The organism is Brevundimonas sp. (assembly GCF_041919755.1).
Lineage (GTDB): Bacteria > Pseudomonadota > Alphaproteobacteria > Caulobacterales > Caulobacteraceae > Brevundimonas.
The window spans coordinates 236,816-252,581 of record NZ_JAYRTD010000003.1; the positions used below are offsets into that span (position 1 = coordinate 236,816).

Consider the following 15,766-nt stretch of genomic DNA (forward strand, 5'->3'; position numbering starts at 1 on the left):
GCGAGCCCGGAACAAATCCGGCACAAGGCCCCGATGCTGGCCGACTCAGTCCGTAACGCCCCCCTGCCTACCCTTGGCGACGCCCGCGCGACCCTGGAGCGGGTCTGGGGACATGCCGATTTTCGTGGACTGCAGTCAGAGGTCGTTGCGGAGATTCTGGCTGGCCGGAATGTGCTGGCGGTATTGCCGACCGGCGGGGGCAAGTCCGTCTGCTATCAAATCCCGGCCATGCTGCGCCCCGGTCTGGGGCTGGTCGTCTCGCCCCTGATCGCCCTGATGACGGATCAGGTCGAGGCGCTGAAACAGCAGGGCGTGGCCGCGGCGCGGCTGGATTCGGGCGTCTCGATGGACGACCGGTCGGAAATCTGGCGTCAGGCGCGGGCGGGTCAGCTGGACCTGCTCTATGTCTCACCCGAGGGACTGGCGCAGCCGCATCTGATCGATCGGCTCCGCGATCTGCCGCTGTCGCTGATCGCAATCGACGAGGCCCACTGTGTCTCGCAGTGGGGACATGACTTCCGGCCCGACTATCGTGGCCTTGGGCGGCTGGCTGACCTGTTTCCGGATGTGCCGCGCATCGCCGTGACCGCCACCGCCGATGCCCGCACGCGCGAGGACATCGTCGCCTCCCTGCGGCTGGACGGGGCCCGGGTGCTGGTCGACAGCTTCGCCCGCCCCAACCTGCAACTGTCCGCCGAGCGCAAGGAGAACGGCTCGCGCGCCAGGGCCGACGGCCATGTGATCGAACTGGTCCGCCAGCGGCGGGGCAAGTCCGGCGTCGTCTATTGCGGCAGCCGCGACGGCTGCGAGCGGGTGGCCGGGGCCCTGCGCGACGCCGGCGTCAATGCCATCGCCTATCATGCGGGCATGGATGCCCGTCAGCGCGACCGCCTCTTGGCCCGCTTTCTGGCCGAGGACGGGGCAGTCATGGTCGCCACCATCGCTTTCGGCATGGGGGTGGACAAGGCCGATGTCCGCTTCGTCATCCACGCCGATCCGCCCGGGTCGCTCGAGGCCTATTGGCAGGAGATCGGGCGCGCGGGCCGCGACGGCGAACCGGCCGAGGGCATCACGCTCTACGGTCCCTCCGACATCGCCTGGACGCTGAAGCGACTGGACGGTCGGCCGATGGCCGAGGAGGTCAAGGCGGTGCAGGCGTCGAGGGCACGCCGCCTCTATGCCATGCTGGATGGCGCGACCTGTCGCTCCCAGGCCGTGCGCCGCTATTTCGGAGAGACGGACGCGCGAGTCTGCGGCGTCTGCGACCTGTGCCTCGATCCGCCCGCCGTGTTCGATGCCACGGTACTGGCCCAGAAGGCCCTGGCGGCAGTCCAGCGCCTGGGCGAGCGGTTCGGCAAGACCCGCATCATCGATCACCTGCTGGGCAAGACGCGGGACGTCCAGAGCTGGGAGACGGCGCTGTCGACCTGGGGCATCGGGGCAGACACCGCCACCCACACCTGGCGTGACGTGGTCGATCACCTGATGTTCGACGGCCTGCTGGTCGAGGATCCCAACGAGGGCAAACCCCTGATCCGGCTGGGCGACCCGGAGGCCGTGCGTGCGGTCTATCGCGGCGAGCGGATCGTGGAGGTCCGCAAGGCACCGGCCCGTGCCTCAACGTCTCCGCGCGAGCGCACCCGCACCGGCCGCAACGCCGCGCTGGAGACCATGGACGCCGATGTCCGCGCCCGCTTCGAGGCCTTGCGCGCCTGGCGCCGCGACCGCGCCGCCGAACAGCGCGTGCCCCCCTATGTCATCTTCCAGGACAAGACCTTGCTGGAAATCGCGATCCGACAGCCTCGCGATCTCGCCGTGCTCGCCAGTATCGCCGGCGTCGGTCAGTCCAAGATCGAACGCTATGGATCAGCCGTAGTGGATCAGCTCGCCCGGACGGCCGAAAGCCTCTAGGCGGCAGATGGACCGATGCCGGCCTCGGCCAGCCATTCGACGATCTTGCCCTTGGGCATGGCACCGACCTTCATCGAGGTCATCTGACCGTCCTTGAACAGCATCAGGGTCGGGATGCCCTTCACGCCCAGTTTAGACGGGATCATGGGAGAGTCGTCGATGTTGACCTTGGCGATGGTCACCTGGCCGGACAGTTCGTCGGCGATCTGCTCCAGGGCCGGGCCGATTTGCTTGCAGGGGCCGCACCACTCGGCCCAGAAATCGACCAGCACAGGCGTGCTGGACTTCAGAACGTCAGCGTCGAAGCTGTCGTCGGTGACTTTGACGGTGGCCATGAGAAACGATCCTTCTGGCCCGCTGGGCGGGCTGATTGCAGAGCCCTGAGTCGGGCCGTTGGCGGGAATGTGGGGATGCGGGCCGCTCCGGTCAACGCGCCTTTCGGACCTAGTGCGACAGTGCGGCAGCCAGCAAGGTATCGGGCACCGGCATCAGCCTGGGCCCATCGGTCCAGACCAGCGCAGCTTCGACCGGGCGATCCGGATAAAGCTGTCTCAGGATAGAGACATACAGCGCGGCTTGAAGCACATAGGCCGGGTCGGCGTCCTCAATCCGGTCCGGCGCAGGTCGGTTGCTCTTGAAATCGACGACCAGAATGCGGTTCGGCTCGATCACCAGCCGATCCATGCGTCCCGAGATAGGTATGCCCTCCACGATGCCGGTCAGAGCCACCTCGGCGCGCGATCCCTGCCCGAACACGGGCGCGAAGCGAGGGTCGTCGAGAACGCCGAAAGCGGCCTCGATCATCTCCTGTCGTTGAGCCTCGTGGATGTCCCGTTCACGCGACAGCATGCGCGACGCCGCTTCCGGCCGGCCGCCAGGCGCGATATCCGGCAGCCTCTCCAGCAGGCGGTGGATCAGGTCACCCCGGCGGAACCGGCCCAGCAACGCACCTGATTCCGCTAGAGGCGACGGCGCAGCGATACGAACGGCACCCTCCATCGTCGAAGGCGACGCAAAGCGGGCGGCGGTGTCGGGTGCTGGTGTCGCGCGCGCCCAGGCCGGGACCTCGATCCTGGCAGCGACAGCGCCGACACCCGCCGCAAGAACGTCCGGATCGACGCCGAACCGCTGCCGCCCGTCGCCGATGTCGCGCACCTGTGCACCCAGCCGCTCGAAGGTCTCGGTCAGGACCGCCCACCAGCTGCCCTCGTCATAGCCGAGCTTCGACTTGCCGCTGCCGCGTCCCAGGATCACGATCCGGTCTCGTGCCCGCGTGAGCGCCACATAGAGCAGGCGCAGGGTCTCGGCATCGACCCGGTCCTGACGCGCCTGACGCGCCTCGCCCGACGCCTCGCAGTCTTCCTTTTCCGAGCCGGGGCACATCAGCCAGGCCTCGGTGCCGTCCGGTTGTTCCACCGCCATCAAGGTCGGCCCCTGCGCTTTGGCCCGCGCCGTGGTGTCCGGCAGGATGACGATCGGGGCCTCCAGCCCCTTGGCCCCATGCACCGTCATGACCCGCACCTCGCCCCGCGCCCCCTCCAGCTCGCGCTTCACCTCGACGTCAGCCGCCTCCAGCATGGCCAGGCAGGTTTCCAGATCGGTCGCGCCGCGCTGTTCGGCGGCCAGAACCTGGTTCAGCGTTTCGTCGATCGCCTCCTCCGCCTCGCGCCCCAGCCGGGTCAGGAAACGCGCCCGGCCCGAGACGCCGGTGTCGTCCACCCGGTTCAGCATGGCCGAAAAGAAGGCGAAGGGATCGCGATCCCGCGTCTCGATCGCAAAGGCCAGGAGGTCGCGTGCCCGCCGCCACTCCGGACGCTCGTCCGCCCGCGCCTGCAGTTCGCGCCACAGCCTGCGCCGCTTGGGATCGGCCCCGGCCAAGGCATAAAGCCCCGCCTCATCTACGTCGCAGAAGGGACTGCGCAGGATGCCCGCCAGGCTGAGGTCATCGTCAGGATAAAGGACGACCCTTGCCATAGCGATCAGGTCGTCGAAGACGATGTGCGACGACAGCTTCAGCCGGTCCGCCCCCGCCACCGGAACCCCTGCGGATTTCAGGGCGCGGATGATCTCCTCGAAGGTCGCATCGCGGCGGCGGACCAGCACCAGAAAGTCGCCGTAGCCACAGCGGCGAAGCTCGCGCCTGCCCTTGTCCTGAACCGCCACGCCGGTCTCGACTTGGCGCTTGATCTCGCGGGCCAGGTCGCCGGCCATCCGCTTGCGCGCGCTCTGGACCGGCTCCTGATCGACCGGATCATCCCAGGCGTCCCGCTCGGGCGGCTTTTCGTCGATATAGAGCGGCCACAAGTCGATGCAGCCGTGATCGGCCGTCCGCATCGCCTTGTGCGGCGGAATGGCCGCGATCTCCTGCCCGACCAGCGCAGTGGTCCGCTCCGGCCCCTCGAACACCGCATCGACGAAGGCCAGAACCTCGGGCGTGGATCGGAACGACGTGGCCAGTTCGACACCCTGAAACGCCTGTCCTGCTCCGCGCACCATACTGTCGTACCGCTGCGCCTCCTGTCGCAATCGCTCGGGCCGGGCACCCTGGAAAGAGTAGATCGACTGTTTCTCGTCGCCGACGGCGAAGACGGTCCGGTCCACATGCCCCGCCCCGAACCGCTGCGATCCCTCGCCCGCAAAGAAACCTTCGGTCAGGGCGCGCAGGATGTCCCACTGCTCTGGGGCCGTGTCCTGGGCCTCGTCGATCAGGACGTGTTCGATGCCGCCGTCCAGCTTGTACAACACCCAGGCGGCGCTGGACCGGACCGTCAGCAGCTCGACGGTGCGTGCGACCAGGTCACCAAAATCGAGCGCGCCCTTCGTCTCCTTGGCCTGGTCGTAGAGCGCGCCGTGCGCCTGGGCCAGGGTCAGGACGTGGACGGTGTCCTCGGCGGCGCGCGCCTTGCGCACCTGTCCCAGTGCCGAGACCACCTTGTCTTGCATAGCCGTCAGCCAAGCCTTGGCATCAGGCGGTGCTTTGCTGGTCGCGATCCGGGACCTAGCTTTGCCTTCGGTCAGAAAGACCCCGGCTACCGCCGGAAAAGTCCAGTCCGCGCTCCGCATCCGATCGGCGCACTTTTGGTCATCCGCACCGCCGGTCGCCATCTGTTCGGCGACGGCCAGCCATTCGGATCGGTCCAGCCAGCGCATGAAGTCGTCCTGGATCGACGCGACATCTCTTTCGGGATCGGCTCCGACGAGGGCGTGAGGACCTGGAGCCAGCCCCTCCACCACGCGGCGCGTGTAGTCGATCAGGCGGACGCGATCCTGCTCGATCCGGGCCAGCAAAGCTTCGAAATCGGGCCAGCTGAGCTCGACCGCGAAATGGGCGTAGGCCCGGCCGATCACGCCGTCCTCGTCCTTCAGGGCTTCCCGCGCCAGGTCCTCGCGCGCGCCGTGCGACAGGGCCGTCGCGGCCTGATCTTCCAGCACGGTGAAGCCCGGCGTGATGCCCGCCTCGATTGGAAACCGGCGCAGCAGCTTTTCGCAAAAGGCATGCAGGGTCTGGATCTTCAGTCCGCCCGGCGTGTCCAGGGCCTTGGCGAACAGCTGCCGCGCCTTGGACAGATCCTGATCCGCTAACGTCTCGGCGTCCCGCCCGTCCAGATCAGCCAGCGAACGGGCCAACGCCCGATCATCCATGACCGCCCAGGCCCCCAGCCGATCGAACAGCCGGGCCTGCATCTCGGCGGCGGCGGCCTTGGTATAGGTGACGCACAGAATCTCGCCGGGCTGGACCTCCTGCAGCAGCAGCCGCGCCACGCGATCCACCAGGGTCGAGGTCTTGCCCGACCCCGCATTGGCGGTGACGAAGACCGACTGGCGCGGGTCCGCCGCCGCGATCTGATAGGGGTCGGGCAGGATGCGGGCGGAAGACGGGTTGACGCTCATGTCTCACCCTCCTCGCCGCCCACGACATGCCATTCCCAGACGCGGGCCAGATGGTCGTAGTTGCCGCCGAAATTGCCCATGAACTGCGGCGCGACCCAGCTCAGATAGGGCGTCCGCTCGCTGTCGAACCGCGCCACCCGCGCCTTCAGCCCGGCCAGCGCCGCATCGGACAGATGCGCCGCCTCCGCCCCTTCGGCCAGGGTCTTCGCCTCCCCCGGCACCTTGCGGCCGACGACGCGGACATAGGTCAGTTCCTCGGGCTGGACGGGGCCGGAGGTCTTCGATCCGGCCTCGGCCAGAATGGCGCCGGTCAGGGTCAGCTGGGGCGAAAAGCCGGTCTTCAATTGTTTGGCAGAAGGGATTTGTCCCGTCTTGAAATCCATCACCGCCGCGCCCGACCCCGACAGCTCGATCCGGTCGGCCTTGGCGGTCAGGATGAAGGGCCCGGCTGGGGCCTCGAACGTCAGGGACAGCGTCTCCTCCACGCGGATGTCGATGCCGCGCGCCCGCCTGCGCATCTCGAACCCGGCCAGCCATCGGGCCGCATTGCGCGCCAGCGGGGCCTCGCGCGCCATGGCCGCGTCCTCGAAGCCGTGATGGGTCAGCTCTTCATGCAGCAGTCTGGAAATCTCGCCCTCGCAATCATCGGGCAGGACGTCGGGCCAGCTCAGGGTCAGCCGTTCGACCGCCTTGTGTACCGCCTGGCCGCGAGCGATGGCCTCAGCCGACTGACCGGGCCGATCAAGCTGACGCAGATTCAGCACATAGCGGGCATAGACCGCGTAGGGATCGCGCACCCAGCGCTCGACGCCTGTGACCGGCAGCTGTCGCGGACGCCGCTCGACCGGCGGGCGGGGCGCGGGGCGGCGGGCATAGTCCGGCGTGGCGCGGGCCGGGGCGTCCAGGGCGCGGGCTTGCTCGAGCCGCACCGATGGCTGGCGCAGGCTGAGAGGGGTGTCTTTGGTGTTTGCCCCGCGCGTCAGCATCTCGAGCCGCCATAGCCAGCGCGACTTGACTGCCGGCTGGCCCCCGCGCCGCTCGGAATGGACCAGGATGGCATCGTCGGCGCAGGCCGCCTGGACGAAATCCTGGGCGGTCTGGCCCAGACGTCGTTCGGGCGGCGGCAGGCTCAGGCTCTGACGCATCGGCCGCGACAGAAAGGGGTCGGACGGGGCGGCATTGGGCCAGACGCCCTCTTCCAGCCCGGCCAGGATCATTCGGTCGGCCCGCACCAGCCGGGCCTCGATGGCCCCCAGAATGCGCAGACGCGGCTGGTTGGCCCCGCCCGTCCGCACCGTCTGTTCGGTCAAAAGCGTCGACACCAGATCGGCCATCTCGGCCGGCGTCACCGGCGGCAGGGCCGCGCCACCCTGGATCAGACTGGACAGCAGGGCGGCCGCCGCCTCTCCATCCGGTCCAGCCCAGACCTGTGCTCCGGCCAGGCTCTCGATCAGGCGGGTCAGGCCGCGCGCCGCCTCGTCCAGAGACGCGTTCGGTAACAGAGGGGACCGCGCCCTGTCCGACAATGATTCCAGTCGATCCAGAAGTTGTCCGGCAATTGCGACATCGGCGCTTGTCCGATCCGACGGCGGCTGACCGTCGTCGCGTGGCTGCGTAGCCTTCAGCAGGGCGCGCCGGGCCCCAGCCCAGTCACGGCGGCGAGGACCACGCAGGGCATGACGCTCCAGCGCCGACACCGCCTGCTCATAATCGGCTTCATGCAGATCGATCCGGACCACTGCATGCTTCAACAGGCCCAGCAACACATGGGGATCCAGAGGCTCGGCCATGAACCGGGCCGCAAGATCAACCAGCCGCCCCGCCGCCATGCGCGACAGCGGCTGGCCGGACGAACTGTCCGCTGTGATCCCCCATCGCTCCAGCCGCGCCTCGACCCGCCGGCCCAGGGCCAGATCGGGCGTGACCAGGGCACAGGTCTTGCCGGGCGCTTCCAGAGTCTCGCGCATCATAAGGGCGATGGCGGCGGCGGCATCTTCCTCGGCCCGAACCGTGACGACGGACAGGCCTTCCAGTCCCTCGGCGATGGGGTCGACGGAGCGGACGCTGGCGGCACGGGCGCGAAGATCGCGGATCGTATCGCGCCAGTCGGCGGTGGCCTGGGCCGGGCGCAGGGCCTCGTTGAGCAGGCGCTGGCGGGCACGGCCACGCGATGCGGCCTCAGCTGGCTCGGGCGGCTGAAACCAGGGTCGGACCTGATCGCGCGCGACTCCGGCCCGGTTCAGCAGTCGCCACAGGGCGTTCTGCGGATGCTGCTCGCTCATCCCCAGGCCTTCCCAGACGCGGGCATCCAGATCGAAATCCAGTCCGGGCAGAACCACGCACCCTTGCGGCGAGGCGGCGACAGCGGCGAGAACATCGGCGGCGGCCGGCGCGGAGCCGGTCGAACCGGCGGCGATGACGGGCTGCTGCGGTGGGCGCTCGGTCCAGGTCGTGGCCAGTAGACGCAGCAGCTTTGCCCGCCGCCAGGCCGGGTCGACCAGACCCATGGCCTCCAGCCGTCGGGGCCAGGCCTCGACCGCCAGACCCAGGAACTCCGCCGACGCCTGCCAGTGCTCGGCCAGATCGCCCTCAACCAGGGTGGCGACCCGCGCCATGTCCTCGACCTCTTCGAGCTGGCAGGAATCGAGAAAGCCTCCCAGCGCATCGGCCATCTCCAGCGCACGCAGGGGCGTAAGGCCGGGCCGGAACTCCTCCGCGATCATCCGCGCCATTTCGAACCGACGGGTCAGGGGGGCGATGGCGGGCGGCAGGTCCAGGCCCAGCTCGCCGGGCGCGAACGGCGGCTCGTCCTCTTCCAGATCGCCCAGCGGTCGGATTTGGGGCAACAGCAGGGATCGACCCTCGGCCTGACGCGTCAGGGCCGAGGTAAAGGCTCTTGCCGCGCGGCGATTGGGCAGCAGTATAACGGCGTCGGACAGGGCCTCGGGCGGATGCTCGCCCAACCAGGCCAGAACGCCCGCCGCCAGATCGTCCAGAAACGGCCGACGCGCCTCGATGGCGTACCAGCGGGGGATGGCCCCCGAGAAGAGATCGAACGCCGTGCTCATCCGCTCTGCGCCAGCCGGGCCTCGGCCTCGTTGCGAGCCTGAGGATCGCCGACATGCATCCAGTCACCGTCCAGCACGCAGCCGTACAGTCGCCCCGCCGCCGCCGACCTCCGCCACAGGCCGCTCAGCGAAAACGGCCCCTCCGGCCCCTCGGCGACATAGTCGGGTCGACAGATGTGGACGCCCATATAGGCGAAGGGCGCAGACGCCGCCTCGCCCCTGAATGTCAGCTTCCCATTGTCCGCCAAAAAGAAGTCCCCGTCGCCCTCGAACCCGATGGAGCCCTCGCGCCGGGCCAGCAGCAGAGCCGCATCCATACGTTTCGGATCCCACAGCCGGGACAGCTCGGAAAGCGCATCGCCCCGGTCCAGCCAGACGCTGTCGATATTGGCCACGAACACCGGCGCGTCGCCCAGCAGGGGCGCGGCCTTCTTCAGACCGCCGCCGGTCTCCAGGAGTTCGGCCCGTTCGTCGGAAATAACGATCTCGGGCCCGCGCCGCCGTGCCGCCAGATGCGCCTCCAGCCGATCGGCGAACCAATGCACATTGACGATGGCCTTTTCGACGCCCGCGTTCGCCAGCCGGTCCAGCACATGGTCGACCAGGGCGCGCCCCCCGACCTCGACCAGAGCCTTGGGCAGGTCGTCCGTGAGCGGACGCATGCGGGTGCCCAGACCAGCGGCGAGCACCATCGCGGTTTTGGGGGCAGTGCTCATCGGCGGCTGTTCTCCGGCACATGACGGGCGAACCAGTCGCGGACAGGCTCCAGCCCTGCCTTGCCCAGATTGGCATTCAGATGCCGCCACATGCGCGGCATGAATGCGCGATACCGCGGCTTGCCGTCACGCACGATCAGGCGCGCGAAAATGCCCAGGATGCGGGCCTCGTTCAGTGTCGCGAGACCGGCATAGTCCTGCATGAAGGCCTCGCGCTCGACCTGGGGACGCAGAGCGAAATAATGGTCCAGGGCCCGGGCCTCCAGCGCAGGCGACACATCCCGCCGCGCATCCTGCAGCAGGGAATGCAGGTCCCAGGACGGATGGGCCTTCACCGCGTCCTGAAAGTCGATCATGCCGACCATCGCGGGTCCTGCCTGGCCCTTCAGCCGGATCAGATTCTCCGCATGGTAATCCCGGTGCGCCATGACGCTGGCTCCCGCGTCGCCCTGCGCAATCACCGGTGCCCAGGCGGCACGCCAGTGGTCGACGGCGGCGGCGTCAAGCACCAGACCCCGATCCAGCTGCGGCATCCACTCAACGAACAGATCGGCCCCGCCCCGCAGCGCGGTCGCATCATAGCTCTGCAAAGGCCAAGCGCCCGCCGCGCCCTTCAGGACATCCGGGGTCGGGGCGTCATGCAGTGTCGCCAGCGCCTCGACCGCCGCCAGATAAAGCGGCTCTTCCGGCTCGCCCGCGTCGATGACCCGCGCAAAAAGATCGTCCCCGAAATCTTCAAGAACGGCCAGACCGGCCGGGGCATTGACCGCGATGATTTCGGGCGCGGACAGACCCAAGGAGCGCAGATGCGCGGCCACGGCCGCGAAGGCCTCGATGCGGCCTGCGGACAGGCGGGCCGTGGCGTTCCAGCCGGAGGCGCGACGCTGCTCGGGCGTCCAGGCGGGGTCGGCAGGCGGGCTTTCGGCGGAGGCCGCCTGATCCATCAGCATCAAGGTCGTCCCCGATGGCAGGGTCAGGCGCTCATAGCGTCGCGTGGAGGCATCGCCAGGCAGGGGTGTACGCGCGGCCTCGCCGAGGCCGGCGGCCTTCAGAAACTCGACGCGTTGTTGCTCGCGGTCAGACATGCAGATCCTTCAGCTTCGTCTCCCACGCCCCTACGCCAGAAACGGTCGCAACACGTCCCTCGCCGTCTTCGGATAGTCTGACGACCAGCCGGTTCGGCCCCAGCCAGGCAGCGGGATCCTCGCCCAGACGCTCGGGCCATTCGATGACGGCAAAGCCGGTGTCCAGTGCCTCGTCCAGCCCGATCTCGACGGCCTCTTCCGGCCGGGTCAGGCGGTAGAGGTCGAAATGTGCGACGGGCGGATCACTGTCGTAGAACTGAACCAGAGTGAATGTTGGGGAGGGCACATCTTCTTCGGGCGTGGTGAGGGCGCGGATCAGACCACGCGCCAGGGTCGATTTGCCCATACCCAGCGAGCCGTGAAGTAGAAGGGCTTCGCCCTGTCCCAGGTGTGGGGCAAGCGCAGCCCCCAGCCGTGTCGTGGCCTCGGCATCGGCCAGGGGGATCGTCAGCCGGCTCATGCGAAATTCGCGTCCGGCTGGCCAGGCAGGACCCGTTCGGTGAAGGCCTTTAGCGCATAGGTCGCCTTGCCCGCATCGATGTCCAGCCGTTGGGCCGGGATCGGCTTGCCAACCTTCAGCTGGAAGGCCCCGCGCTTCTTGTTCAGCAACTCGTGAAACAGGGTGATGTCCCGCAGTTCCTGCGAGAACCGGTCGAACAGATGGAACAACTTCGACGTCGGCCCGGCCACATGGATGGGAATGACGGGCGCATCGTATTTACGGGCCAGCGACGCCGCCGTCTGGGCCCATTCGGGATCGGTCAGGCTGCCGTCCTTGCCCACGCGCGCCAGCCGCCCGGCGGGAAACATGACGATGCAGCGTTCGGCCTCGAACGCTTCCTTCGCGGCCTGGAGCGTGGCGCGGGTCTTTTCGCGCGTGCGCTTTTCATGGACCCATTCGACCGGAATGATAGCCTCTCCCAGACGCGGCGCGACGCGGATGGCATCGGCATTGGCAAAGAAGATGGCGTCGTCCCGGCGCTTTCGAACCGCATCGAAGACCGCGATTCCGTCGGCGATCCCCGTCGGATGGTTGGCCACGATCAGACAGCGCCCCGTCGCCGGTATCCGCTCCAGGTTCATCGTCGAGACGCGCAGATCCAGCAGATTGCTGACGTATCTCAGCGCCTCCTGTCCCGACAGCGGCAGGATGGCATCGGCCATGCGCACGGCATGTCGAAACCCCAGCAGGCGATAGAGCAGCGGCTGCACCGCCGGCCAGACCACCGACCGGGTCAGGCGCGGGGCCCGCTCGGCGATCAGCACCTCGCAGATGTGCGGTTCAGGCTTTGTCTTTACGGGGGCCGGAGCGGTCAGGGTCATGCAGGTTCGGTTGTCGCCGTTTGCAGGGGCCTCCGCAAGCGGCCCGGCTTTGACTGTGTGGATGACGGTGCTAGGCCAGTCGCCTGATTGAGGAGAACCGTCCGATGCGTCACCGCTCCCTGCTTGCCGGCGCCTGCTGCGCCCTCGCGCTCGTCGCCGCCGTCCCGGCCCTGGCCGAGGCCCCGACCTCAGCCTCGCCTGCCGAGGCGACATCCGCCCAGGGCCAGATGCCCTTCACCTATCAGGACATGATCCCGGCCAATCGCCTGGGCGATCCGCAGGTGTCGCCGGACGGGCGCTGGGTCGTCTATTCGGTCACGACCACCGATGTCGCGGCCAACAGCCGGGCCGGTGCCCTGTATGCTCTGGACCTGACCAATCCGGGCGAGCCTGTGCGTCTGGCCATCAACGAGGGCGGGGCCAATACGGCGCGCTGGGGCGCGGACGGAAAGCTGTACTTCCTGTCGGGCCGGTCGGGCTCCAGCCAGGTCTGGCGGGCCGAGGCCGACGGCAGCGGACCGGTGCAGGTCACCAACCTGCCCACCGACGTCAATGCCTATCGCCTCAGCCCCGACGCCGGGCGCGTGGTTGTATCCCTGGCCGTCTATCCCGAGGCCGAAAGCCTCGCGGCCTCGGTCGAACGGGGTCAGGCCGTGGCAGCGCAGAAGAATACGGGCAAGGTCTATGACCGCATGTTCGTGCGCCATTGGGACACCTGGAACGACCACACCCAGAACCATCTGTTCGTCCAGGACATTGGCACCACCGGAGCGGCGACGGGCGAGCCGGTCTGGGTTACGCGCGGCTTTGACGGCGACACCCCTTCCAAACCCTTCGGCGACGAGAGCGAGTTCACCTTCACCCCCGACGGCCAGTCCATCGTCTTTTCTGCTCGTCAGGCCGGACAGTCCGAGCCGTGGAGCACCAACTTCGACCTCTATCAAGTCGCTGTCTCGGCACCGGGACAACTGAACAACCTGACCGTCGACAATGAGGCCTGGGACACCGGCCCCGTCTTTTCGCCCGACGGTCGCACCATGGCCTATCGCGCCATGGCCCGGCCCGGCTTCGAGGCCGACAAATACGCCATCTTCCTGCGCGACGTGGCCTCGGGTCAGGTACGCCAGATCGCGGCCAACTGGGACCGCTCGGCCGACGGCCTGCAATGGTCCAGGGACGGCCAGACCCTGTACACCACGGCTGGTGACATCGGTCAGACCCGCCTGTTCGCCATCGACGTGACGAGCGGCTCTGTCGTGCCCATCACGGGCGAGGGCCATGTCTCGGCCTTTCAGCAGACGCCGTCCGGCTTCGTCTTTGCCCAGGACAGCCTGACCCGACCCAGTGAACTGTTCGTCAAGACCTTCCGGGGCCGCGAGATGCCGACCCGGATCACCAATGTGAACCCGCAACTGGACGACCGCGCCTTCGGTGAGGCCGAGCAGTTCACCTTCGCCGGCTGGAACGGCGAGGAGGTCCACGGCTATGTCATCAAGCCCGCCAATGCGGTGGAAGGCCAGAAATATCCGGTCGCCTTCCTGATCCACGGCGGGCCGCAGGGGTCGTTCGGCAACAGCTGGTCCTATCGCTGGAACCCCATGACCTATGCGGGTGCCGGCTATGCGGTGGTGATGATCGATTTCCATGGATCGACCGGCTACGGCCAGGCCTTCACCGATTCGATCAGCCAGCACTGGGGCGACCGGCCGCTGGAAGACCTCCAGAAGGGCTGGGCCGCCGCGCAGGAGAAGTACGACTTTATCGACGGCGAGAACGCCTGCGCGCTCGGCGCCTCATATGGCGGCTATATGATCAACTGGATCGCGGGCAACTGGTCGGGCGCGTTCGACTGCCTGGTCAACCATGACGGGGTCTTCGACACCTTCGGCATGGGCTATTCGACCGAGGAGCTGTGGTTCACCGAATGGGAATACGGCGGCACGCCGTGGGAGAATCCGCGCGGCTATCAGCAGTTCAACCCCGCTAACCACGTCCGCAATTGGCGCGATCCGATGCTGGTCATCCAGGGCGATCTGGACTTCCGCATTCCGACCGCCCAGGGCCTGTCGACCTTCACCGCCCTTCAGCGCAAAGGCATCGACAGCCGGCTGGTGGTCTTCCCGGACGAGAACCACTGGGTGCTGCGCCCGGCCAACAGCCTGCAGTGGCACAACGAGGTCTTCGGCTGGCTGGACAAGTATCTGAAGACGGCGGAGTGATCCGGGCCTGACAGCTGAAAGCCCCGCAGTCGCGCAGACTGCGGGGCTTTCTTGTTGGGGGCGCTATCACTCGGCCCGCGGGTCCTCGTTGCTTAAGCGCGAGATCAGCGGGCGGCGACAGACCGGGTCAGGTTGACGTAACGGTCATGCTCGCGGGCCGTCATGCAGCGCGGCGTGGACCAGGTTTCGCCCGTGCGGCGGACGTCGATGGCCTGACGCGCCGTGATGAACACCGGGGCAGCGCCATATTCGCGTGTGAATGCCACGCGGGTGGCGGCGTCGGCGTCGCAGACCATCACGGCGCGGGGCTGAGCCACCTGCTGCGACGCGCGAGGCGCGGGCGGAAGCTGAGCCTGATTTTGCGTCGAGAAATTCTGGGCCAGAGCGGGGGCGGCGCTGACCAGAACCAGCAGGCTTGCGGCCGAAACAGCGGACAGGCGCATCGGAAATCCTCCAAATCCTCCCGAATTCGCTCCGGGTTCGGACAGAAGAATGCGCGCTTTCCTGGATTTGTAAAGGTTTGACGACAGTTCGAGGAATGAAAAATGACGATCGGGGCGCGGCGAGAGCGGCAGACCATTAATTTCGCTCGCGATTGAGCCGAACCGCCGCTTCGTGCGTATCTGACGTGCAACCCCGCCTGAAGGATGCCCATGACCCGAAGAGGCCTGTTCGCCCCCCTGCTGGGCCTTGCCGCCGCCGCCTGTTCGCCACTGTCACTGCTGAATGCCGTGGGACCACGCGATCGCGGGACCGGGCGTGTGGCACGCGACCTGCCCTATGGCGACGACCCCCGTCAGAAGATGGACGTCTATGCGCCTGCCCAGGCGACAAATCTGCCCGTACTGGTCTTCTTCTACGGCGGCGGGTGGGATTCGGGCGATCGTACCGTTTATGGCTGGGCCGCCCAGGCTCTTGCCGCGCGCGGCTTCGTCGTCTTCGTGCCCGACTATCGTCTTGTGCCGCAAGTGCATTTCCCGGCCTTCATCCAGGATGCGGCGGCGGCTACGGCGCGGGCAGGCGAACTGGCGACGACCTATGGCGGCGATCCGGCCCGCCTGGGCGTCCTGGGCCATTCCGCCGGTGCCCATCTGGCCATGATGATCACTCTGGACCGCCGCTATATGGCGGCCGTGGACCAGCCGGACCTGATCAAGGCCGCCGCGGGCCTGGCGGGGCCCTATGACTTCCTGCCGTTCGATGTGGCTGCCTCGCGCAATGCCTTTGGCCGCGCGCCGGACCCGACCCTGACCCAGCCGGTGACCTTTGCCCGCGCCGATGCCCCGCCGCTGTGGCTGGGGCACGGCACCGACGATGTCGTGGTCCATGACGAGGACACCATCATCCTGCGCGACCGGATGATCGCCGTCGGCGGACGCTGCGAAGCGAAGCTTTATCCCGGCCTGAACCACGCCGACCTGATCGCGACCTTCTCGCCCCTGTTTCGCAAGAAGGCCCCTGTGCTGGATGACGTGACGACATTTCTGCACCGCGAGTTGGGCTGACTGCGCGCTCAAGCCGCGAGCGACCGCATGGCGAGCGCCAGCGCCTCA

The 15,766-nt window shown here is 67.8% G+C and carries 11 protein-coding genes; 3 read left to right on the forward strand and 8 right to left on the reverse strand.

Annotation, left to right across the window (positions count from 1 at the left end):
- Positions 1-33 precede the first annotated feature (33 nt).
- Positions 34-1,911 carry a DNA helicase RecQ gene (gene recQ, locus ACE3TH_RS06165; protein WP_374598565.1) on the forward strand — a complete coding sequence of 626 codons (1,878 nt, stop codon included), beginning with the start codon at positions 34-36 and terminating at the stop codon, positions 1,909-1,911.
- Here the strand turns inward: recQ and trxA are convergent.
- The 7 genes from trxA to ACE3TH_RS06200 form a co-directional block, all read right to left on the reverse strand.
- Positions 1,908-2,246, reverse strand: a complete 339-nt coding sequence (gene trxA / locus ACE3TH_RS06170; protein WP_374598369.1) for a thioredoxin — start codon at positions 2,244-2,246, stop codon at positions 1,908-1,910. The two genes, recQ and trxA, sit on opposite strands and share 4 nt — an antisense overlap.
- 109 nt (positions 2,247-2,355) lie before the next feature.
- Positions 2,356-5,802: a double-strand break repair helicase AddA gene (gene addA / locus ACE3TH_RS06175; RefSeq protein ID WP_374598371.1), complete on the reverse strand. Its 3,447-nt coding sequence runs from the start codon at positions 5,800-5,802 to the stop codon at positions 2,356-2,358.
- Positions 5,799-8,870 (reverse strand): double-strand break repair protein AddB, encoded by a 3,072-nt coding sequence (addB, locus tag ACE3TH_RS06180; RefSeq protein ID WP_374598373.1) that lies wholly within the window; start codon positions 8,868-8,870, stop codon positions 5,799-5,801. The genes addA and addB overlap by 4 nt, the downstream gene beginning before the upstream one ends.
- Complete coding sequence (gene murU, locus ACE3TH_RS06185; protein ID WP_374598567.1) at positions 8,867-9,562, reverse strand: N-acetylmuramate alpha-1-phosphate uridylyltransferase MurU; 696 nt, start codon at positions 9,560-9,562, stop codon at positions 8,867-8,869. Before murU ends, addB begins: the two co-directional genes overlap by 4 nt.
- A gap of 20 nt (positions 9,563-9,582) precedes the next feature.
- Positions 9,583-10,671 carry an N-acetylmuramate/N-acetylglucosamine kinase AmgK gene (gene amgK / locus ACE3TH_RS06190; RefSeq protein WP_374598375.1) on the reverse strand — a complete coding sequence of 363 codons (1,089 nt, stop codon included), beginning with the start codon at positions 10,669-10,671 and terminating at the stop codon, positions 9,583-9,585.
- Entirely contained in the window at positions 10,664-11,131 is a 468-nt protein-coding gene (gene tsaE, locus ACE3TH_RS06195) for a tRNA (adenosine(37)-N6)-threonylcarbamoyltransferase complex ATPase subunit type 1 TsaE (protein WP_374598377.1), read from the reverse strand. Before tsaE ends, amgK begins: the two co-directional genes overlap by 8 nt.
- Entirely contained in the window at positions 11,128-11,994 is an 867-nt protein-coding gene (locus tag ACE3TH_RS06200; RefSeq protein WP_374598379.1) for a GNAT family N-acetyltransferase, read from the reverse strand. Before ACE3TH_RS06200 ends, tsaE begins: the two co-directional genes overlap by 4 nt.
- Before the next feature lie 104 nt (positions 11,995-12,098).
- Here ACE3TH_RS06200 and ACE3TH_RS06205 point away from each other — a divergent pair, with 104 nt between their 5' ends.
- Complete coding sequence (locus tag ACE3TH_RS06205) at positions 12,099-14,213, forward strand: prolyl oligopeptidase family serine peptidase (protein ID WP_374598381.1); 2,115 nt, start codon at positions 12,099-12,101, stop codon at positions 14,211-14,213.
- A 104-nt stretch (positions 14,214-14,317) separates the two neighbouring features.
- Here ACE3TH_RS06205 and ACE3TH_RS06210 read toward each other — a convergent pair whose 3' ends face one another.
- The gene (locus ACE3TH_RS06210; protein WP_374598383.1) at positions 14,318-14,656 is read right to left on the reverse strand and encodes a hypothetical protein; all 339 of its coding nucleotides are present in this window, start codon (positions 14,654-14,656) and stop codon (positions 14,318-14,320) included.
- Positions 14,657-14,866: 210 nt separating this feature from the next.
- On the opposite strand from ACE3TH_RS06210, the gene ACE3TH_RS06215 reads away from it, so the two are divergent.
- Positions 14,867-15,718, forward strand: a complete 852-nt coding sequence (locus tag ACE3TH_RS06215; protein WP_374598385.1) for an alpha/beta hydrolase — start codon at positions 14,867-14,869, stop codon at positions 15,716-15,718.
- Positions 15,719-15,766: the final 48 nt, after the last annotated feature.

Bases quoted from the DNA above. Each gene is read 5' to 3' on its own strand.
- tsaE (WP_374598377.1), bottom strand. From the start codon at position 11,131: ATGAGCCGGCTGACGATCCCCCTGGCCGATGCCGAGGCCACGACACGG.
- addA (WP_374598371.1), bottom strand. From the start codon at position 5,802: ATGAGCGTCAACCCGTCTTCCGCCCGCATCCTGCCCGACCCCTATCAG.
- ACE3TH_RS06200 (WP_374598379.1), bottom strand. From the start codon at position 11,994: ATGACCCTGACCGCTCCGGCCCCCGTAAAGACAAAGCCTGAACCGCAC.
- trxA (WP_374598369.1), bottom strand. From the start codon at position 2,246: ATGGCCACCGTCAAAGTCACCGACGACAGCTTCGACGCTGACGTTCTG.
- ACE3TH_RS06215 (WP_374598385.1), top strand. From the start codon at position 14,867: ATGACCCGAAGAGGCCTGTTCGCCCCCCTGCTGGGCCTTGCCGCCGCC.
- recQ (WP_374598565.1), top strand. From the start codon at position 34: ATGCTGGCCGACTCAGTCCGTAACGCCCCCCTGCCTACCCTTGGCGAC.
- ACE3TH_RS06205 (WP_374598381.1), top strand. From the start codon at position 12,099: ATGCGTCACCGCTCCCTGCTTGCCGGCGCCTGCTGCGCCCTCGCGCTC.
- murU (WP_374598567.1), bottom strand. From the start codon at position 9,562: ATGGTGCTCGCCGCTGGTCTGGGCACCCGCATGCGTCCGCTCACGGAC.
- addB (WP_374598373.1), bottom strand. From the start codon at position 8,870: ATGAGCACGGCGTTCGATCTCTTCTCGGGGGCCATCCCCCGCTGGTAC.
- amgK (WP_374598375.1), bottom strand. From the start codon at position 10,671: ATGTCTGACCGCGAGCAACAACGCGTCGAGTTTCTGAAGGCCGCCGGC.
- ACE3TH_RS06210 (WP_374598383.1), bottom strand. From the start codon at position 14,656: ATGCGCCTGTCCGCTGTTTCGGCCGCAAGCCTGCTGGTTCTGGTCAGC.